General features: G+C 35.7%; 17 protein-coding genes, 1 pseudogene and 2 other annotated features. Of the genes and pseudogenes, 12 read left to right on the top strand and 6 right to left on the bottom strand.

What is annotated here, in order from left to right; genetic code table 11:
- The first annotated feature begins 9 nt into the window (after positions 1 to 9).
- The 5 genes from dnaI (at position 10) to rplT (ending at position 3,350) form a co-directional block, all read left to right on the top strand.
- Complete coding sequence (gene dnaI / locus ACFWM3_RS01310; RefSeq protein WP_056472276.1) at positions 10 to 945, top strand: primosomal protein DnaI; 936 nt, start codon at positions 10 to 12, stop codon at positions 943 to 945.
- Between the two features lie 111 nt (positions 946 to 1,056).
- Complete coding sequence (gene ytxC, locus ACFWM3_RS01315; protein ID WP_390309788.1) at positions 1,057 to 1,890, top strand: sporulation protein YtxC; 834 nt, start codon at positions 1,057 to 1,059, stop codon at positions 1,888 to 1,890.
- Positions 1,891 to 2,022: 132 nt separating this feature from the next.
- Positions 2,023 to 2,149, top strand: a sequence feature (ribosomal protein L20 leader region).
- A 74-nt stretch (positions 2,150 to 2,223) separates the two neighbouring features.
- The gene (infC, locus tag ACFWM3_RS01320; protein ID WP_069034593.1) at positions 2,224 to 2,727 is read left to right on the top strand and encodes a translation initiation factor IF-3; all 504 of its coding nucleotides are present in this window, start codon (positions 2,224 to 2,226) and stop codon (positions 2,725 to 2,727) included.
- Positions 2,728 to 2,750: 23 nt separating this feature from the next.
- Entirely contained in the window at positions 2,751 to 2,951 is a 201-nt protein-coding gene (gene rpmI, locus ACFWM3_RS01325; RefSeq protein ID WP_025568429.1) for a 50S ribosomal protein L35, read from the top strand.
- A 42-nt stretch (positions 2,952 to 2,993) separates the two neighbouring features.
- Positions 2,994 to 3,350: a 50S ribosomal protein L20 gene (rplT, locus tag ACFWM3_RS01330; RefSeq protein ID WP_025568430.1), complete on the top strand. Its 357-nt coding sequence runs from the start codon at positions 2,994 to 2,996 to the stop codon at positions 3,348 to 3,350.
- 136 nt (positions 3,351 to 3,486) lie between these two features.
- On the opposite strand, the gene ACFWM3_RS01335 is transcribed toward rplT, so the two are convergent.
- The gene (locus tag ACFWM3_RS01335; RefSeq protein WP_056472280.1) at positions 3,487 to 4,353 is read right to left on the bottom strand and encodes an MBL fold metallo-hydrolase; all 867 of its coding nucleotides are present in this window, start codon (positions 4,351 to 4,353) and stop codon (positions 3,487 to 3,489) included.
- Positions 4,354 to 4,482: 129 nt separating this feature from the next.
- Positions 4,483 to 5,553 (bottom strand): nitric oxide synthase oxygenase, encoded by a 1,071-nt coding sequence (locus tag ACFWM3_RS01340; RefSeq protein ID WP_390309791.1) that lies wholly within the window; start codon positions 5,551 to 5,553, stop codon positions 4,483 to 4,485.
- 204 nt (positions 5,554 to 5,757) lie between these two features.
- Between ACFWM3_RS01340 and ACFWM3_RS01345 the strand changes: the two genes are divergently transcribed.
- From ACFWM3_RS01345 to ACFWM3_RS01355, 3 genes are all read left to right on the top strand, one after another.
- Positions 5,758 to 6,843 carry a M42 family metallopeptidase gene (locus tag ACFWM3_RS01345; protein ID WP_390309793.1) on the top strand — a complete coding sequence of 362 codons (1,086 nt, stop codon included), beginning with the start codon at positions 5,758 to 5,760 and terminating at the stop codon, positions 6,841 to 6,843.
- Between the two features lie 699 nt (positions 6,844 to 7,542).
- Complete coding sequence (proV, locus tag ACFWM3_RS01350; protein WP_390309795.1) at positions 7,543 to 8,745, top strand: glycine betaine/L-proline ABC transporter ATP-binding protein ProV; 1,203 nt, start codon at positions 7,543 to 7,545, stop codon at positions 8,743 to 8,745.
- Positions 8,746 to 8,748: 3 nt separating this feature from the next.
- On the top strand, positions 8,749 to 10,488 hold the full coding sequence (locus ACFWM3_RS01355; RefSeq protein WP_390309797.1) for a glycine betaine ABC transporter substrate-binding protein: 1,740 nt from the start codon (positions 8,749 to 8,751) through the stop codon (positions 10,486 to 10,488).
- Positions 10,489 to 10,568: 80 nt separating this feature from the next.
- Here ACFWM3_RS01355 and ACFWM3_RS01360 read toward each other — a convergent pair whose 3' ends face one another.
- From ACFWM3_RS01360 to sspI, 3 genes are all read right to left on the bottom strand, one after another.
- Positions 10,569 to 11,462: an IS3 family transposase gene (locus tag ACFWM3_RS01360; protein ID WP_390309799.1), complete on the bottom strand. Its 894-nt coding sequence runs from the start codon at positions 11,460 to 11,462 to the stop codon at positions 10,569 to 10,571.
- On the bottom strand, positions 11,432 to 11,755 hold the full coding sequence (locus ACFWM3_RS01365; protein WP_390309801.1) for a helix-turn-helix domain-containing protein: 324 nt from the start codon (positions 11,753 to 11,755) through the stop codon (positions 11,432 to 11,434). Before ACFWM3_RS01365 ends, ACFWM3_RS01360 begins: the two co-directional genes overlap by 31 nt.
- A gap of 117 nt (positions 11,756 to 11,872) precedes the next feature.
- Entirely contained in the window at positions 11,873 to 12,082 is a 210-nt protein-coding gene (gene sspI, locus ACFWM3_RS01370; protein ID WP_056472294.1) for a small acid-soluble spore protein SspI, read from the bottom strand.
- Positions 12,083 to 12,185: 103 nt separating this feature from the next.
- Between sspI and ACFWM3_RS01375 the strand changes: the two genes are divergently transcribed.
- The 3 genes from ACFWM3_RS01375 (at position 12,186) to pheT (ending at position 16,842) form a co-directional block, all read left to right on the top strand.
- Positions 12,186 to 12,935 (top strand): TrmH family RNA methyltransferase, encoded by a 750-nt coding sequence (locus ACFWM3_RS01375; protein WP_390309803.1) that lies wholly within the window; start codon positions 12,186 to 12,188, stop codon positions 12,933 to 12,935.
- A gap of 136 nt (positions 12,936 to 13,071) precedes the next feature.
- Positions 13,072 to 13,318 (top strand) — a binding site (T-box leader).
- A 56-nt stretch (positions 13,319 to 13,374) separates the two neighbouring features.
- Complete coding sequence (pheS, locus tag ACFWM3_RS01380; RefSeq protein ID WP_390309804.1) at positions 13,375 to 14,409, top strand: phenylalanine--tRNA ligase subunit alpha; 1,035 nt, start codon at positions 13,375 to 13,377, stop codon at positions 14,407 to 14,409.
- Between the two features lie 18 nt (positions 14,410 to 14,427).
- Complete coding sequence (gene pheT, locus ACFWM3_RS01385) at positions 14,428 to 16,842, top strand: phenylalanine--tRNA ligase subunit beta (RefSeq protein ID WP_390309806.1); 2,415 nt, start codon at positions 14,428 to 14,430, stop codon at positions 16,840 to 16,842.
- Between the two features lie 277 nt (positions 16,843 to 17,119).
- On the opposite strand, the gene ACFWM3_RS01390 is transcribed toward pheT, so the two are convergent.
- Positions 17,120 to 18,640, bottom strand: a complete 1,521-nt coding sequence (locus ACFWM3_RS01390; RefSeq protein ID WP_390309807.1) for a hypothetical protein — start codon at positions 18,638 to 18,640, stop codon at positions 17,120 to 17,122.
- A 279-nt stretch (positions 18,641 to 18,919) separates the two neighbouring features.
- On the opposite strand from ACFWM3_RS01390, the pseudogene ACFWM3_RS01395 reads away from it, so the two are divergent.
- Positions 18,920 to 19,636 (top strand): annotated as a pseudogene (locus ACFWM3_RS01395) (collagen-like triple helix repeat-containing protein); the annotation flags it as partial.

Consider the following 19,636-nt stretch of genomic DNA (forward strand, 5'->3'; position numbering starts at 1 on the left):
AGGACGCTAATGGAACCTATTCAAAACGCATTTAGTGCATTAATGAAAAATAAACAATTCCAGGACACCTTTGAAAAAATGCGACAAGAAGTCCGTAGTCACCCAAAAATCATTTCATTTTTAGCCGAGCATAAAAATGAAATTACGGATCAAATGATTGATAGTAGCCTAGTGAAGCTATATGAGTATATTGGACAAAGTGTAAATTGCGAAGATTGCCCATCTTTTAGTGAGTGTAAAAATATGGTGCATGGATATCATCCCCATTTGATTATTCAAGGAAAACGCATCGATGTTCAATATGATCGTTGTCCAAATGGTGTGAAAAATGATAAACGCAAAAAACATGAGTCATTGATAAAATGCATGTACTTACCAAAGGATGTTCTTCAAGCTTCTATGTCAAACTTGTCATTAGAAGACCCTGGCCGTTTTGAAGCTATTTCTGCTGCTAGACAGTTTATTATGAACTATGAAAAAGGAAAAATGGCTCAAGGTTTATATTTACATGGTCCATTTGGGGTTGGAAAAACATTTATTCTTGGGGCTATAGCAAATGAACTAGCAGAGGAAGAAATAACTTCAATGCTCGTTTATTTACCAGAATTTTTACGTGAACTAAAAAGCTCTATTAGTGATGGCACTTTAGAGGAAAAAATTGAAGCCGTAAAAAAAGTGGAAGTTCTTATGTTAGATGATATTGGTGCAGAGCAAATGTCTAGTTGGGCAAGAGATGAAATATTAGGTACAATTCTTCAATACCGTATGCTAGAAAAATTGCCAACATTCTTTACATCGAATGCTGATTTAAATCAATTAGAGCATCACTTAACATATTCTCAACGTGGAGAAGAAGAAAGAGTTAAAGCAGCACGTATAGTAGATCGTGTTAAATTTTTAGCCAAACCAGTTAAAATTTCAGGTTCAAATTTAAGACATTCATAAAAAAATCAAAAAATGGCGTAAAATCACAAATTACTAAGTGATTTTGCGTCATTTTTTAATTATTTCTTTAATATATATAGGACTAGGTGGTGCTAGAAAGGGGGGAACAGGGTGATTGAAATTTTTTTCAATGAACCCATTGACGCAGCTTATGTCTACGAACGATTACAAAAACGTTTAAGAAAGCAATCGAGACCATACATTTTAAGAAGACACAAAATCAATACAATTTTAATCACATTTCCTCAAAACACTGAAGATTTAATAAAAAGTATTTTAGTTCCGACACTAGTACAATTTATTTTACTTCAAAAAGAAGATAAATGGATTCAATCCATTTTACATACATCTTTTTTCTATGAGGAAGACGAGCAAAGTCAAATCATACCTATTGCACAATCATTATTAAGAGGTACTAGAAGAAGCATACCAAATCAGAAAAAAATTCGTAGAAGTAAGAATTTAGTATCATATGCACTTACTGAGTATATAAAAGATGGAGTAAATTTTAGCTTCGATTCATTTATTACATTTCGTTTGAAGGAATATTATAAGCAGTTAGCCTATGTTTGTGAAATTGCAATAGATGAGTACAAGTTAGAAAACGAATACCAGAATCTTATTGAGAGTCTAAGACAGCAGGTACTTAAAACGGATGCACTTATTCCTCATGTGCATATAGTTTTTGACGGGAAGTTTAGCGTTTATGATCATCTGTTTTTACCACTTACTAAAGATGTATTAAAAGAATATGGTAAACAAGTGGAAAATAGGGAATATATAGATAACGAATTAATTTTGCCCTTAACGGCAATTGCACCTAAAAGAATTCATTTATACACTTCATCAGTCGATATTTCATTGATTATTACACTTCAAAATATCTTTCAAGAACGAGTCCTAATACATACATTACAAGAGTTTTCACAGGAAAAATTGAAATGAAAATTTATAATTTAAAAAAGCATTGTCATAAATAAGTTTCTTTGATATAATAAATTTCGTTGCGAACAAAGCATACGAATATTGACAACATCATGTCGCTATGTTATAGTAACGAAAGAAAAGAATACTTATTTGTTGAAGAAGAGGCACCCGCTTCTCACCTGGATGACGCAAAAAGCTGTTATCAGGTAACAGAATCATTAATTACTTTGATACTGTCAGTGTGGGTGTATTTATATACCCACACTTTTTTGTTGGGTTATGATTGCTTCAACGATACAAATTAAGATCATTCTTACAATACCTTGGAGGTGTTTTACTATTAGCAAAGACATGATGGTAAACGATGGAATTCGTGCTCGTGAAGTTCGATTAATTGGTCCTAACGGAGATCAACTTGGAATCAAGACAAAACAAGAGGCTCTTGAGTTAGCTTCGAATGTTAATCTTGATCTAGTGATGGTAGCACCAACGGCAAAACCACCTGTATGTCGTATTATGGACTACGGAAAATTCCGATTCGAGCAACAAAAGAAAGACAAAGAGAGCCGTAAAAACCAAAAAATTATTAGCATGAAAGAAGTTCGTTTAAGTCCAACAATTGATGAACATGACTTTAACACAAAACTTCGTAATGCAATTAAGTTCTTAGAAAAAGGCGATAAAGTTAAAGCGTCTATTCGTTTCAAAGGACGCGCTATTACGCATAAGGAAATTGGACAACGAGTACTTGATCGTTTCTCAACTGCTTGTGCAGAAGTTGCAACTGTTGAGTCACATCCAAAAATGGACGGTCGTAGTATGTTCTTAGTCTTAGCACCTAAAAACGAAAAGTAATTTATTTGAGGAGGAAACACGATATGCCTAAAATGAAAACTCACCGTGGTTCAGCAAAACGTTTTAAAAAGACTGGATCTGGTAAATTAAAACGTGGTCGTGCATACACAAGCCACTTATTCGCTAACAAATCTACAAAAGCAAAACGTAAATTACGTAAAGCTTCATTAGTAAGCAAAGGCGATTTCAAACGTATCCGCTTTATGCTTACAAACATGAAATAAGAACGATAAACGTATTAGATAGATATCTAGGAGGGAAACAATATGCCAAGAGTTAAAGGCGGTACAGTTACACGCGCTCGTCGTAAAAAGGTTATTAAATTAGCAAAAGGTTATTACGGTTCTAAACATACATTATTCAAAGTTGCAAACCAACAAGTTATGAAATCATTAATGTATGCTTACCGTGACCGTCGTCAAAAGAAACGTGATTTCCGTAAATTATGGATCACTCGTATCAACGCGGCTGCTCGTATGAACGGACTTTCTTACAGCCGTTTAATGCACGGATTAAAATTAGCAGGTATCGAAGTTAACCGTAAAATGTTAGCTGACCTAGCTGTTGCTGACGAAAAAGCATTTGCTGAATTAGCAAACGCTGCAAAAGCTAACTTAAAATAATTCGTTTAAAAAATCCTTAACATTTGTTAAGGATTTTTTTTCACTTAATGTATAAATTGGCAACGAGGAAGTTAATTCGACGTATTATCCAATTTTAGGAATAAAGTATAATTGCAACTAAACCTCTGTCTTCGCCTTAAGGCTTGCCAATCGGCAAGTTTTCTTTATTTGAATTGATTTTTTTAACGAAACTAAATTCTTTTTTCATGTTATTAACGTTGGATTCATGACAATATTTCGTGAATCCAGATGGAAATGAAAACTCTTTTTCTAATAAATTTATTTCTGCCTCATTATTATTTTGTACAGCTTTTTGAAGTCTTTTTAAGTAACTTCTACCTAGCTCAATTCGAGTAGCAATCTCTTCTTTTTTTGATGAAACTTGACCGTGGCCTGGAACTAACAATGAGAATTCAAATTTACTAATCAGTTCTTCTGCCTTATCTAAAGTAGTGTAGTAACTTTTTACACTATCAAATACAATCGGAAGTTCAAAATCAGATAAATAATCCCCTGTAATCCATATTCCTAAATTTTCAATATAGAGGAATAAACCATCTTTAGTATGTCCAGGAGAATGATAAAATCTTAATGTTGTTTGTCCTATTTTAATTTCCTGACCATCTTCACTAATAATTAAATCAATTTTTGGGAATTGTATTGGCTGGGCATGATTAATGTAATTATCATTGTAAAATTGACGGATTTTTGATAGTTTATTATCCTTTTCAGGATGGTTATGTAAATTTTCGCTACCAATCGTCTTAGCGTTAGGAAATGCATAATAACCTATGATGTGATCAAAATCTCCATGTGTAAAGTATAAATAAATTGGTCGCTCATTTTTAATTGAATCAACAAATTCCTTTATCTCATTTATTTCGTGAGGTAACCAAGTTGGATCTACGATAATGATACAATCGTTTGTTGTTACAACGGTTGAGTTTGTTTGAAATAATGCACTTTGAAATACTGTAATATTGTCATTTTGAAATAAAATCATTGAATTACTCCTTTGTATAATTTTTAGAAAATTATGCTTATGCTTAATATTGTATCAAATAAAAGAAAAAACCTTAATGAATTAACTACAAATATGTCAATTCAATAAGGTTTTAACTATATTCAATGATTATCTTGGAAAGAAATTTGGCTTAAGCGTTGTATCATCGTATCGCTTATGAAATACATGAGTTGTAGCAGGCGACATAGGAGGAATTAACCACTTCCAATTACCTGTTAGCTCACGGCAACATGATTCTTCTTGTTTTTCAAATTGGAGAAATTGCTGTGCAGCAGAATGATGATCAACAATACTAACGCCATTTTTTTTATATGAATATAAAACGGCAATATTTAATTCAACTAGTGCACGATCTTTCCAAAGTGTACTGTTTCTTTTTGTATCTTGGCCGATAATTTTTGCTACTTTAGGCAACAGATTAAAACGACTTTCATCAGCAAAATTTCGAGCACCGATTTCAGTTCCCATATACCATCCATTAAATGGGGCAGCACTATAAGATATACCACCAATCTCTAGAGTCATATCTGATATCATCGGAACAGCATACCATTTAGTATTTAGAGGGGAAAAATCATATTCAGGATGTTCGATTGGTACTTCGAGTACGATTTCATTTGGAATTGTAAAATAGTTTGGTTCATGATTGTCTAAGGAATAAACTATGGGCAAAATATCGAAGTTAGTACCATTTCCTTTCCAACCAAGATTCTCACATTCCTTTGTAAACATGATTGATTTTGGATCTCCAATTATTCCATTTTCTGTTTCATAGCCAGCATATCGTATAAGCTGGTGGTTATGGATTTTAAGAGAGTTATTTGTTCCTAGATTCGGTTTAAAAATTGTAATTGTAGGCAGAATCTTACCTGAATTTGTAGCATATTTTATATGATGCAATATTTCGTGCTCTATACTTTTACCATCGTTAATATGGCGAGCATCTAAAACATGAAGCTTATCCCAAAATAGTCTACCGATACAGCGGTTACTATTGCGCCACGCCATTTTTGCACCGTGCTCTAATTCCTCATAAGTATGAGTGTAAATTCCAGTATCTCGAATCTCGGCTTCGATATTTTTTAATCGTTTTTCTATTTGATCGGATTTATCGAGTTCCTTATAGCATTGTGATATAAATGAAAATGCTTCTTTATATAAAGCGGAAGTTGTTATCATATTAATCTCCAGATGGTTAATTTAAAATCTAGTAGTAATTTGTAAGCTTCATTATTATACCCCACAAATAATTTGGAGAAAATTAATATTAAATTTATATGTTTTAATATGAGGGTTGAAGAAATATCTAAAAATTTTGTCAAAAAGAATCCCAAATTGTATAATGTTAAATGTACATAATCATAAAAAAAAGGATGGATGAGTTTGTCTACTTTAGATGCAAAGTTACAAATGTTAAAAGAACTAACGGATGCAAACGGCGTAGCAGGATTTGAACATGAACCACGTGAAGTAATGAGAAAATATATTACCCCACTTGCTGATGAGGTTGTAACTGATAATTTAGGAAGCTTAATAGCAGTTAAAACCGGTGACCCAAATGGTCCAAGAATTGAAGTTGCTGGACATCTTGATGAAGTTGGATTTATGGTTACACAAATCGATGACAAAGGATTTTTACGTTTTCAAACAATTGGTGGCTGGTGGTCGCAAGTAATGCTTGCTCAGCGAGTTACCATTTCAACAAAAGAAGGTAATATTACAGGTATTATTGGTTCGAAGCCACCTCATATTATGAGTGCTGAAGCAAGAAGAAAAGTAGTAGACATTAAGGATATGTTTATTGATATCGGTGCTTCAAGTAAAGAAGAGGCATTAGAATTTGGCGTTCGTCCTGGAGACCAAGTTGTTCCATATTTTGAATTCCAGACGATGAAAAACGAAAAACTATTATTAGCAAAAGCATGGGATAATCGTATCGGTTGTGCTATTGCAATTGACGTTTTAGAACAATTACAAGGTCAAGCACATCCAAATATTGTATTTGGAGTTGGAACAGTACAAGAAGAAGTAGGACTTCGTGGTGCGAAAACATCTACATATAAAATTGAACCAGATATCGGTTTTGCATTAGATGTCGGTGTTGCAGGTGACATGCCAGGTGTATCTGAAAGAGAAGCACAAGGCAAATTAGGCAAAGGCCCTCAAATCGTTCTATATGATGCATCAATGGTGTCTCATAAAGATTTACGTGAATTTGTAGTGAATGTAGCAGATGAAATTGGAATTCCATATCAATATGAATCAATGCCTGGCGGAGGAACTGACGCTGGTTCAATGCATATTACGATGAAAGGTGTTCCAGCATTAGCAGTCACAATTCCAACGAGATATATTCATTCACATTCTGGTATCCTTCATCGTGATGACTATGAAAATACAGTTAAATTACTCGTAGAAGTAATCAAACGATTAGATCGCGAAACAGTAGAGCGTTTAACATATAACTAAGAAAAAAAATCCCTCATTTATTGAGGGATTTTTTTGTAGATTTAAATTGAATTGACTACATCTTGCATTTTTAGGAACCCCTTATGAGTAACTAAAAACCAAGAAATTATGGTTATAGTACGTCATGAAGCCCTATGAGTAACTAAATAGCAAGATATGGCCGTTATAGTACCTCAAGAAGCACTTAAGAGGAACTAAAATACAAAAATTTTGCAGTTATAGTACCTCATAAAACTCATAAGAGTAACTAAATTTCACAATCTTGCTTTATTACATCCTCATGAATTTTACTTGAGAAAGTAATTTTCATATCTCCGAAAAAACCCTTATTTATTAAGGTTTTTTTGCTTTATCTACCTACCGCTCCAACCAGATTTTTCCACTTTTTCCGTCTTTAGCGTTATCGAACTGAAACAAATTGTATTCTTCCTATAACTAGTTTGAAATAGTTTTGTCATATCTTATTGTTATCATAAATGCATGCTTTTCAATAAGGATACTCGGAAATAGAATTAAAAAATTGGATTTTTAGAGAAATTTTTAAAGCAAATAAATAACAGATAGACTCCTATTTTGTAAATGGAGTTTAATAAGGAGCCAAGACTTTTATAGTACTTGGCTGATTTTTTTATATCTAGGGAGAATCCTTATTTAAAAATATGGAAAAGTAAAATAAATAGAAAGTTTTGAGGTGAGTTAATGAAAGCAAAAGTTAAAGTGAAAAACGTAACAAAGGTTTTCGGTAAATCTCCAAAGAACGCCATAAAGTTACTAGAAAAAGGCTACTCAAAGAAGCAAATTTTAGAGCAAACAAATTCAACAATTGGAGTGAATAATGCAAGCTTTGAAATATACCCTGGTGAAATTTTTGTTGTGATGGGACTGTCAGGTAGTGGTAAATCAACCTTGATTAGAATGCTCAATCGGTTAATTGAACCAACAATCGGACAAATCTTGATCGACGATGAAGACATCGTAAAAATGAATCCTCAGCAGTTAAGAGATGTCCGTCGTAAAAAAATCAGTATGGTTTTCCAAAATTTTGCTTTGTTCCCACACAAGACAATTCTTGAAAATACTGAATATGGTTTGGAAATACAAAATATTTCACAGGAAGAAAGAACAGAAAAAGCTCTGAAGTCATTAGAAATAGTTGGCTTAAAAGGATATGAGCATCAATTCCCATCACAATTAAGTGGTGGTATGCAACAACGTGTTGGGCTTGCAAGGGCACTAACAAGTGACACGGATATTTTATTAATGGATGAAGCATTTAGCGCGCTCGATCCATTAATTCGTAAAGATATGCAGGACGAATTATTAGAACTGCAAGAGACGATGAAAAAGACGATTATCTTTATTACGCATGACCTCGATGAGGCTTTGCGTATTGGAGACAGAATTGCTCTTATGAAAGATGGTAACATAATGCAGATTGGTTCTCCTGAAGAGATCATGGTAAATCCAGCCAATGAATATGTTGAACGATTTGTAGAAGATGTAGACCTTTCAAAAGTATTAACGGCGGCTCATGTGCAGAAGCGTGCTGAAAGAATTACGCCTGACCGTGGACCACGTGTAGCTTTACAAATAATGAGAGACCAAGGGTATTCTAGTATATTTGTTGTCGATCGTCGACAAAAGCTACTTGGAGCAATTAATGCTGATGACGCTTCAAATGCACTTATTAAAAATAAATCGGTGGAGGAAGTTATGCAAAAGGACATTGTGTCTGTTAATGAAGATACATTATTAACGGATGTAATCGGGGCACTGGCAACTTCTGCTCTTCCATTAGCTGTAGTAGATGAAAATAATCGATTAAAAGGCGTTATTATACGTGGAGCTGTTATCGGTGCTTTAGCAGGTAAAACAGACGATTTGAATATAAAAGGAGGTTAATATATGGGTATTCCAAAAATTCCGTTAGCTGAATGGATTGATAAAATTGTCGAAGTGATTATTAAAATTTTTCATCCTCTATTTAACGCAATAACCAACATCACAGAAACCCTTTTAAATGGCCTTGTTAAGGTTTTAGGACTTGGCCCATCCATTATTCTAATATTAATAATTTCATTACTGGCTTTTTATACAAGTAGGTGGACAGTTGGTCTGTTTACATTACTCGGATTGTTATTAATAGATAATCTTGGACTTTGGGATGCTACAATCGATTCGTTGGCGCTGATTTTATCAGCGATCGTAATCACGGTCGTAATTGGTATTCCTTTAGGGATTTGGTCTTCTCAAAACGATCGAGTGAAGCAAGTGATCACTCCGATACTTGACTTTATGCAAACAATGCCAGCGTTTGTTTATTTAATTCCAGCAATTCTCTTCTTTGGAATTGGTGTAGTTCCTGGTATTTTAGCTTCTGTCATTTTTGCAATACCACCAACAATACGATTAACGAATTTAGGTATTCGAGAGGTTCCAAATGATTTAATAGAGGCATCAAACGCTTTTGGATCAACAACATGGCAAAGACTCTTTAAAGTACAGTTGCCTCTAGCAGCACCTACGATTTTAGCGGGTATCAATCAAAGTATTATGCTTGCATTATCGATGGTAGTTATATCATCACTAGTAGGTGCTCCGGGATTAGGTGCAGAGGTTTATCGTGCAGTAACACAGATTAAAGTAGGTGAAGGGTTCGAGGCAGGAATATCAATTGTTATTGTTGCAATTATTCTTGATCGAATTTCTCAAAACCTTCGTCAACCTGCTTATGGGAAAAAAATTGCGAAAAAATATGTTTATGGGTTAATTGCATTAATCTTTTGTATTTCCGCCATTTCAGTTGCCGCTTCAGGTGGTAAAGATCAAAAAAAATCTTCAAATAAAATAGGTGCCGGGGTTAATTTTGAGATTACCGGAATTGATCCAGGAGCTGGGTTAATGAAAGCAACTGAAAAAGCGATGAAGGATTACGATTTAAAGGATTGGACTTTAAAAGAAGGATCTTCAGCTGCGATGACTGCTGAATTGAAAAAAGCGTATGAAAATAAAGAACCTATAATCGTTACAGGATGGACGCCCCACTGGATGTTTTCAAAATATAAATTAAAGTATTTAGAAGATCCAAAAGGGTCATTTGGTAAGGATGAAGAAATTCATACAGTAGTTCGAAAAGGATTAAAAGAAGACATGCCAGGTGCATACAAGATTTTAGATAACTTTTCATGGAAACCTTCTGATATGGAAGAAGTTATGAGTGATATTCAAGAAGGTGCGAAACCTGAGAATGCAGCGGCGAAATGGATCAAAAAGCATCAAGATCAAGTAAATAATTGGACGAAAGATGCTTCAAAAGGAAATGGTGAAAAAATTAGTCTCGTTTATGTTTCATGGGAATCTGAAGTTGCCAGTACAAATGTGATTGGAAAAGTACTTGAAAACCAAGGCTATGACGTTACATTAAAACAAGTTGAGGCAGGACCAATGTTTGCTGGTATCTCAGATGGAAGTGCAGATGCAATGGTCGCAGCTTGGCTTCCAACAACTCATAAAGATTACATGAATGAGTACAAAAAACAATTGGTTGATCTTGGACCGAATTTAAAAGGGACAAAATTAGGCTTAGTCGTACCAGAATATATGAAGATTAATTCAATCGATGATTTGAAAGGTAAAACGAAGTAACCAAAATCATACTGAAAAATGAAAAGGACTAACTTAGGTGGACTTACCCCTGTCAAGTAGACACATTTAAATAAGACCGACTATGCAGCCGTTGTTAACCTGTATTTTACAGGGGAACAACGGTTTAGTCGTTTTTGTATTCGTTCATTATTATAGAAATGAATATACTCTTCAATTGCTTGAATAAGTGCCTGTTCTGAATTAAAATTAGATAGATACACCAATTCACATTTGAAGTGTGAGAAGAATGATTCAACGCATGCGTTGTCTAGACAGTTTCCTTTGCGAGAGTGGCTGCCTATTAAATTATTCTGTTCTAAGAACTGGTTGTATTTTGTAGACGTGTACTGGAATCCCTGATCTGAATGCAGGATACTTCCATGCACGTTTCTTTTTTTACATAAGTCTTTGACTGTTTCGATGACTAACTTAAGATCGTTTCGAATTGAACATTTCCAAGATACAATTTCGTTATTATAAAGATCTTGGATAACTGAAAGATAGTAAAATTTGTTTCCGACTTTGATATAAGTTATATCTGTAGCGAATGCAACGTTGGGCAAATCTTGTTTAAATTGGCGATTTAAAAGATTAGGGTAACTATTTGATGCTTCTTTCCCATAGTATTTACGTTTTTTACGAATGACGGATTTGATTTCTAATTCCTTCATAATTCGATAAACCTTTTTATGGTTAATAACGTATCCTTCGTCTCTTAGACGGTCAGTAACTCTAGGATATCCATAGTATGGTCGGATTGTATGGATGGCTTTAATATGAGATTTGACAGTTTCTTCAACGGTTGTTTTATTAGTATTATGTAAAATAGATTTTCTCCATTTGTAGTAACCAGCTCTAGAGACTTTGGCGATTTTAATAAGCATCTTAATTGGATAGTGTGCTTTCATTTCACTTATTATTTCAAATCGAATTTTCTTTGGAATTACCCCTCCTCCAGTATATTTGGATAGCACTTTTTTAAGTATTCTACCTGTGCCTTCAAGTAATCTCTTTCTTCTTCAATTGAATCAAACTTAGTTTTTGGGCGTCCATTGAAAGGATGATAACTACTTGATTTTCCCCTTTGATCGTCAAATAACTCACCATTTCTATACTTTTTTACCCAATTTTTAAGCTGAGTTGAGCTACGCAAACCAAATTCCTGTGAGATTGTAACGTAACTTCCATAGCCATCTTCATATTGCTTCACAGCTTTTAGTTTTAGTTCAGTTGAATAATGATTAAATTTTGTTCCCTTTAATGGCATAAGAAAATCCCCCAATAGTAGACTGCCCATCCATTTTATCAGATGGGCTTTTTTACGTGTCTACTATAAGGGGATAATATCATAGGTTAGTCCTTTTTTATGTTTTAACAGATTAGATTACTGACTTACTCCATTTTCTAGTACTGAGAGTAGTTCATGCTTTTGATCTTCAGTAGCGTGACTCCAAAAAACTTCGAGAAGTACACCTAGACCTGGTAATACTTTTTCCTCACCACTTTGAATAGCATCTACAATTGTTGCTTCTAATTGATCACTTTTATTACCTGAAATATTGTGAAGAACTGCACCGCGAATATTAAAATTCATTTTGAATTCTCCTTTCATATTAAGCTTTATGTAGTATTTGTAAACGGAAACGATTTTATGTATGATAAACGATATGATATACGATGAAAGGTAAAGGAAACTTATGAAACAAATTGATTCCATACAAAATAATTCTGTAAAGGCTTGGAAAAAACTACATACAAAAAAAGGAAGAGATAAAGCTAAACAATTTATCGTAGAAGGTTTTCATTTAGTGGAGGAGGCAATTAAGCATGATGCACCCATTCTTCATTTATTAATCAGTGAAGAGATTGACTTACCTTCTAATTTTTCAACAGGGTCATTTGATATTACGTATATATCAAAAGAGGTTAGCAAAGAATTAAGCGAAACAGAAACATCTCAAGGGATTTTTGCAATTATTGAATTTTCTTTTGTAAGAATTGATTTTGAGAAAGTGTCAAAATTATTATTAATTGATGAAGTTCAAGATCCTGGGAATGTTGGAACAATGATTCGTACTGCGGATGCTGCTGGTTTTGATGGGGTTATTTTAGGCTCAGGTACAAGCGATCTATATAATGCTAAAACAATTCGATCCACTCAAGGTTCATTATTCCATTTACCAATATTACGTGGTGATTTAGTTGACGCAATTTCTAATTTAAAAGATAAAGGAATAACTGTTTACGGAACATCTCTTCAAAATGCAAAACCATTTAATGAAGTAAACGTTACAAATCGTTTTGCCATTATTGTAGGAAATGAAGGCAAAGGTGTGAATTCAACATTACTTTCATTAACTGATGAAAATCTATATATACCTATTTATGGTAAAGCCGAATCATTAAACGTTGGTATTGCAGCAGGGATTCTAATGTATAGTCTGTGAGAAATAGAAAATGTTAGAAGCCATTTGAGCTTTTTAGGTCAGTAAAAATGATTCAAATGATTTAGTAAATAATTATGTTGAGCAGTTGCATTAATTGAAAAAAATCAATATAATTAATTAAGAAAAATTTAATACATAAAAAGCTTTGACAGAGAGTAGTAAATTTGAATCTCTATTTTAGGGAAAAGGTGCCGTAGACTGTAAGCACTTTTATAGTAGACCAAATTGAATTCACCTCTTGAGCTAGCGCCGGGACCATTTTTAAATGTAAAGGCGACTCGGTCTATCTAAGTAGATCGTTATATGAATGAAGTGAGCAGTTAGTTTTTTGTAAATAATAACTGTTAATTAGGGTGGTACCGCGATCAATCCTCGTCCCTTTTTTGGGAGCGAGGTTTTTTTATGTTTAAATTTATGAATTTGAATAGGAGGATTATTCATGCAAGAGCGTTTAGTTTCTTTACAAGCAGAAGCGATTAAGCAAATAGAAGAAGCAAAAGATTTAAAAGCATTAAATGAAATAAGAATTGCCTATCTAGGGAAAAAAGGTCCGATTACTGAAGCAATGAAAGCAATGAAGGATTTATCTCCTGAAGAGCGCCCAAAAATGGGAGCAGTTGCTAATGAAGTACGTGCGGCAATCCAAGAAAAACTTGAAGCAAAGCAAGGTGTATTAGAACAAAATGCAATTAATGAGAAATTAGAAAGTGAATCAATTGACGTAACACTTCCAGGAAGACCAGTTCATGCAGGTGGAGCTCATCCATTAAGAGCGGTTATTCAAGAAATTGAAGATTTATTTATTGGAATGGGATATGAAATCGCAGAAGGTCCAGAAGTAGAAAAGGACTATTATAATTTCGAAGCCTTAAATTTACCAAAAGGTCATCCAGCTCGTGATATGCAGGATTCATTCTATATTTCTGAAGAAACATTAATGAGAACTCATACTTCACCTGTTCAAGCTAGAACAATGGAAGCAAACGCGGAAAAAGGACCAATTAAAATAATTTGTCCAGGTAAAGTTTATCGCCGTGACGATGATGATGCTACACATTCTCATCAATTCATGCAAATCGAAGGTCTTGTAATTGGTGAAAACATTTCAATGAGTGATTTAAAAGGTACTTTACAACTTTTTGCAAAAAAAATGTTTGGTGAAGATCGTGAAATTCGATTACGCCCAAGCTTCTTCCCATTCACTGAGCCTTCAGTAGAAATGGATATTTCTTGTATGAAATGTGGAGGAAAAGGCTGTAACATGTGTAAGCACACTGGATGGATTGAAATTTTAGGTGCAGGAATGGTGCATCCTAACGTACTTGAGATGGCTGGATATAATCCAAAAGAAGTTCAAGGATTTGCTTTCGGTATGGGTCCAGAACGTATTGCATTATTAAAATATGGTATTGATGATATTCGTCATTTCTATACGAACGATATAAGATTCTTAAAGCAATTCCAACAAATGTAAGGTAGGAGGGGACAAAACATGTTTGTATCAACAAAATGGTTACAAGAATACGTTGATTTAAGTGGTGTTACACCAGACGAGCTTGCAAAATTAATAACAAAAGCAGGTATTGAAGTTGAAGGTGTTAATCATCTTTCAGAAGGAATTAAAAATGTTGTAGTTGGTTATGTAATGGAACGTGAACAACATCCAGAGGCAGATAAATTATCAAAATGTACTGTTGATGTTGGAGAAGAACAACCAGTACAAATTATTTGTGGCGCACCAAATGTTGCTAAAGGTCAAAAAGTGATCGTGGCAAAGGTAGGCGCTGTTTTACCGGGGAATTTTAAAATTAAAAAAGCAAAATTACGTGGTGAAGTTTCTGAAGGAATGATTTGCTCTCTGCAAGAATTAGGAATTGAAGGCAAAGTCGTAGCAAAAGAATTCTCAAATGGAATTTTTGTTTTACCAAGTGATGCGGACGTAGGAGTAGATGCATTAGATGTACTATATCGTGATGATGCGGTATTAGAACTTGGCTTAACACCAAACCGTGCTGATTGCTTAAATATGATTGGTGTTGCTTATGAGGTAGCTGCGATTTTAGATCGTGACGTGAAACTTCCAGCGATTAGCGCTCAATTAGCTACAACTGCTGATTATGTTTCAGTTTCAATTGAATCAAAAGAAGATGCACCATATTATAGTGCTAAATTAGTTAAAGGCGTAAAAATTGGTCCTTCTCCATTATGGATGCAAGCTCGTTTAATGAGTGCTGGTATTCGTCCGATTAATAATGTGGTTGATATTACGAACTATATTTTAATTGAGTATGGTCAACCATTACACGCGTTTGATTTTAATAAATTAAATAGTAATCAAATTATCGTTCGTCTTGCGAAAGAAAACGAAAAAATCATTACGCTTGATGGTGAAGAGCGCACATTACAGCCACATAATTTAGTAATCGCAACAGAAAAAGAAGCAGTTGCAGTTGCAGGTGTAATGGGTGGTCAAAGTACTGAAGTTGATGTTGAAACTGTAGACGTTTTAATTGAATCAGCTGTTTTCAGAGGTCAAAGTGTTCGCCAAACTTCAAAAGACCTGGGCTTACGTAGCGATTCAAGTGCTCGTTTTGAAAAAGGTATTGATGCATCTCGTACATTCCCTGCTTCTGAACGTGCTGCTCAGTTAATGGCTGAACTAGCTGGTGGAACAATTGTTGAAGGTACTGTAATTGCGGACAATTTAGTTGAAGATGCTAAAAAAGTTTCAGTTTCTGTTAGTAAGATTAATGGTGTTCTTGGTACATCAATTGATGCTGAAACAGTAAAAGATATTTTCCGTCGCTTAAGATTAGAAGCTACCGGAAATGGTGAAGTATTCACAATTACTGTTCCAAGTCGTCGTGGTGATCTTTCAATTGAAGAAGATTTAGTTGAAGAGGTAGGAAGATTATATGGCTATGATCATATTCCTGCTACATTACCAACAGGTGTTGCTAGCCGTGGGCAATTAACACCTTATCAAGCAAATCGTAGAAGAATTCGTCAGTATTTACAGCATGCAGGTCTTTACGAAGCTGTTACGTACTCTTTAACAAGCAATAATAAAGTAAAACGCTTTGCACTAGAAACAGTAGATGCAGAACCTGTACGTTTAGCATTACCTATGAGTGAAGAACGCAGTGAGCTACGTTTCAGTTTAGTACCACATTTATTAGATGCGATTGCATATAATGTTGCACGTAAAGAAGAAAATGTTCAACTATTTGAAACAGGCTCTGTATTCTTAACAAAGGAAAAGAACGATCTTCCACATGAAGAAGAATATTTAGCAGGAGCATTAACTGGTTTATGGTTGCAACATGCTTGGCAAGGCGAGAAAAAAGCTGTTGATTTCTATGTTGTAAAAGGTATTTTAGACGGTTTATTTAATGAATTAGGTTTATCAAATAAAATAACTTATCTTGCTGCTAAGAAAGAAGAATTACACCCAGGACGTACTGCAAGTATTTTATTAAACGGAGAAGAAATTGGTTTTATCGGTCAAGTTCATCCTGTTACTCAAAAAGAGTGGGATCTTAAAGAAACGTATGTATTCCAATTATCTCTTGAAAAACTATTAAATACTGAATTTGATGATATTTTATACAATGCAATTCCTCGTTTCCCATCAATGAACCGAGATATGGCATTAGTAGTTGATTCAAAAGTATTTGCTGGTGATATTTTATCTACAATTCGTTCAACTGGTGGAAGACTTCTAAAGGATGCTACAATCTTTGATTTATACGAAGGAGATAAGATGGAAGCTGGTAAAAAATCAGTTGCCTTCTCATTAACATATTTCGATCCAGAACGTACTTTAACGGATGAAGAAGTAACTAAAGCTCATTCGAAAGTATTAAAAGCAGTAGAAGAAACACATAATGCTCAATTACGTGGGTAAATAATTAAGGCAATAGAATAATTGAAATTGAAATGAAAAAACCAAGTTCTTTTTTAAAGAATTTGGTTTTTTTGTGCTGCAGGAGCTAATGGTGCAGAAGTAATTAGTTACATTAATATATTGATAAATTTGGGATTCTAGTGAAAATCTATACCTCTTAAATAATAATAAATAAAAAACCCTTCAATGTAGATTAGTAAGGTTGTTACTGTCCACTATCGAAGGGCTTTAATTAGATAATTAAGTTAATATCAATAATTATATTCTTATTGAATCACTAAATATCTAGTCTAACGATGTTTAGTGCAGCACTATTTACACTTGCACCATCAACACTGTTTGCTAAATGGTCTGGGGTAGCACCAATATTTCTAAGCTGGAATTGTTCACCAGCTGTGAAATGGATCATTACCTCGCCATTAATTTGTAAATTTGTCATTGGACTATTTGGGAGATCTACTCCAGTTCCAAATTCGCTGCCTTGAACCATGGTAAATATTGGAGTAAAGCCACTGAATATTGCATAAGCTCCTTCAACTGGTTGTGTGCCTGTACCACCCATATTTCTAAAAATAACACTGTAGTTAATTAAATAATCTCCAGTGCTCATTACTGTAATTGTAGTTCCTCCAATAAGGGCGAAATCTCCAGAATTAAGTCCCACATTATTAAAAGATACTGGTGTATTTGTTGGTATATTACCTTGAGAATTAGTATTGTAAAAACTTGCATACATAGGATTACAACTACATGCGCCTGTCGGTCCCGTAGCGCCGGTAACACCAGTTGGACCAGTAGCACCCGTAGCGCCAGTAGCACCAGTAGCACCAGTTGGACCAGTAGCACCACGTTCACCAGTAGCGCCAGTAGCGCCAGTAGCGCCAGTAGCGCCAGTAGCGCCAGTAGCGCCAGTAGCGCCAGTAGCGCCAGTAGCACCAGTAGCACCACGTTCACCAGTAGCACCAGTAGCACCAGTAGCACCAGTAGCACCAGTAGCACCAGTAGCACCAGTAGCACCAGTAGCACCAGTAGCGCCAGTAGCACCAGTAGCACCAGTAGCACCAGTAGCGCCAGTAGCACCAGTAGCACCAGTAGCACCACGTTCACCAGTAGCGCCAGTAGCACCCGTAGCGCCAGTAGCACCAGTAGCACCACGTTCACCAGTAGCACCAGTAGCACCAGTAGCACCAGTAGCACCAGTAGCACCACGTTCACCAGTAGCACCAGTAGCACCAGTAGCACCAGTAGCACCAGTAGCACCAGTAGCACCAGTAGCACCGGTAGCGCCAGTAGCACCAGTAGCACCAGTAGCACCAGTAGCACCGGTAGCGCCAGTAGCACCGGTAGCGCCAGTAGCACCGGTAGTGCCAGTAGCACCGGTAGCGCCAGTAGTACCGGTAGCGCCAGTAGCACCGATAGCACCAGTAGCGCCAGTAGTGCCAGTATTACCAGTAGCGCCGTTAGCACCAGTAGCGCCGGTAGCACCAGCTGCTCCGGTTGGTCCCGCCGGTCCGGTTCCTGTAGCACCATTATTTTCTACATTTACACAAACGTTTACATTTTGCTTTACGTTGCATCCGCAATTTCTTTTTCCACAATCATTACATCTATCATCATGACATCTGCAATCATCATGGTCGTGAGTACATTTCTTACATTTATCACGGCATCTGCAATCGTCGTGATGGTGATCACATTTTCTGCATTTGCATTTGCAATTTTTATGTTTGCATTTCTTGCATTTACATTTGCAATCATCATCGTGATCACATTTCTTGCATTTATTTTCTTTACTCAATAATTTCACCACCTACTATTATTCTTTTTATTTTATGAGACAAGCTATTTAGCTGTTTGGGCAAATATAAATAATATTAAAAAATAGTTTTCTATATTAATTCATTTATTCTAGCTTGTAAAAAGACACTTAATTTTTTGAACAAGAGTTTATTATATTAAAATAATAATTAATTCGTACATGTTTTTTGACTCATTTTTTTGATTATAATGAACCAATTTGTCCTTTTTTTATACAATAAATTGTACAATTAAAAATATTTTTGAGAGGTGTATTTTTTTGCCACTACCACCATTACCACCACGATTTCCACAACCATCAGAACAACCAGAAGAACCAGAAATGTCACTAAATACAGATCCTTCAGATTCGCCTGTAACAAATTCTTCTTTTTCACCTAGTTATTCATTTGATTCAAATGATTCGAATGATTCAATTGATTCAAATGGTTTAATTGGACCAGTAGGACCAATAGGACCTATTGGTCCAACAGGTCCAACAGGTCCAACAGGTGCAACAGGTCCACGAGGAGAAAGAGGTAAGCGAGGTAAAGAAGGTGATGATGGAGACAGAGGTCCAAGAGGTCATATGGGACCAATGGGTCCAATGGGACCAACAGGACCAACATCACCACCTGTATTTGTCTTAGGCCCAACAGGCCCAGCGGGAGCAACAGGCCCAGCAGGAGCAACAGGAGTAGACGGAGCGACAGGTCCAGCGGGAGCAACAGGTCCAGCGGGAGCAGATGGAGCAACAGGCCCAGCAGGAGCAGCAGGAGCAACAGGCCCAGCAGGAGCGGCAGGAGCAGACGGAGCGACAGGCCCAGCGGGAGCAACAGGCCCAGCAGGAGCGGCAGGAGCAGACGGAGCAACAGGCCCAGCAGGAGCGGCAGGAGCAGACGGAGCGACAGGTCCAGCGGGAGCAACAGGCCCAGCAGGAGCGGCAGGAGCAGACGGAGCAACAGGCCCAGCGGGAGCAACAGGTCCAGCAGGAGCT

The organism is Gottfriedia sp. NPDC058432 (assembly GCF_042721555.1).
In the GTDB taxonomy this organism is placed as follows: Bacteria; Bacillota; Bacilli; order Bacillales; family Bacillaceae_G; genus Gottfriedia.

Excerpts from the sequence above, each read along its gene's own strand:
- dnaI (WP_056472276.1), top strand. The coding sequence starts at position 10 with ATGGAACCTATTCAAAACGCATTTAGTGCATTAATGAAAAATAAACAA.
- infC (WP_069034593.1), top strand. The coding sequence starts at position 2,224 with ATGATGGTAAACGATGGAATTCGTGCTCGTGAAGTTCGATTAATTGGT.
- rpmI (WP_025568429.1), top strand. The coding sequence starts at position 2,751 with ATGCCTAAAATGAAAACTCACCGTGGTTCAGCAAAACGTTTTAAAAAG.
- rplT (WP_025568430.1), top strand. The coding sequence starts at position 2,994 with ATGCCAAGAGTTAAAGGCGGTACAGTTACACGCGCTCGTCGTAAAAAG.
- ACFWM3_RS01335 (WP_056472280.1), bottom strand. The coding sequence starts at position 4,353 with ATGATTTTATTTCAAAATGACAATATTACAGTATTTCAAAGTGCATTA.
- ACFWM3_RS01340 (WP_390309791.1), bottom strand. The coding sequence starts at position 5,553 with ATGATAACAACTTCCGCTTTATATAAAGAAGCATTTTCATTTATATCA.
- proV (WP_390309795.1), top strand. The coding sequence starts at position 7,543 with ATGAAAGCAAAAGTTAAAGTGAAAAACGTAACAAAGGTTTTCGGTAAA.
- ACFWM3_RS01355 (WP_390309797.1), top strand. The coding sequence starts at position 8,749 with ATGGGTATTCCAAAAATTCCGTTAGCTGAATGGATTGATAAAATTGTC.
- ACFWM3_RS01365 (WP_390309801.1), bottom strand. The coding sequence starts at position 11,755 with ATGCCATTAAAGGGAACAAAATTTAATCATTATTCAACTGAACTAAAA.
- sspI (WP_056472294.1), bottom strand. The coding sequence starts at position 12,082 with ATGAATTTTAATATTCGCGGTGCAGTTCTTCACAATATTTCAGGTAAT.
- ACFWM3_RS01375 (WP_390309803.1), top strand. The coding sequence starts at position 12,186 with ATGAAACAAATTGATTCCATACAAAATAATTCTGTAAAGGCTTGGAAA.
- pheS (WP_390309804.1), top strand. The coding sequence starts at position 13,375 with ATGCAAGAGCGTTTAGTTTCTTTACAAGCAGAAGCGATTAAGCAAATA.
- pheT (WP_390309806.1), top strand. The coding sequence starts at position 14,428 with ATGTTTGTATCAACAAAATGGTTACAAGAATACGTTGATTTAAGTGGT.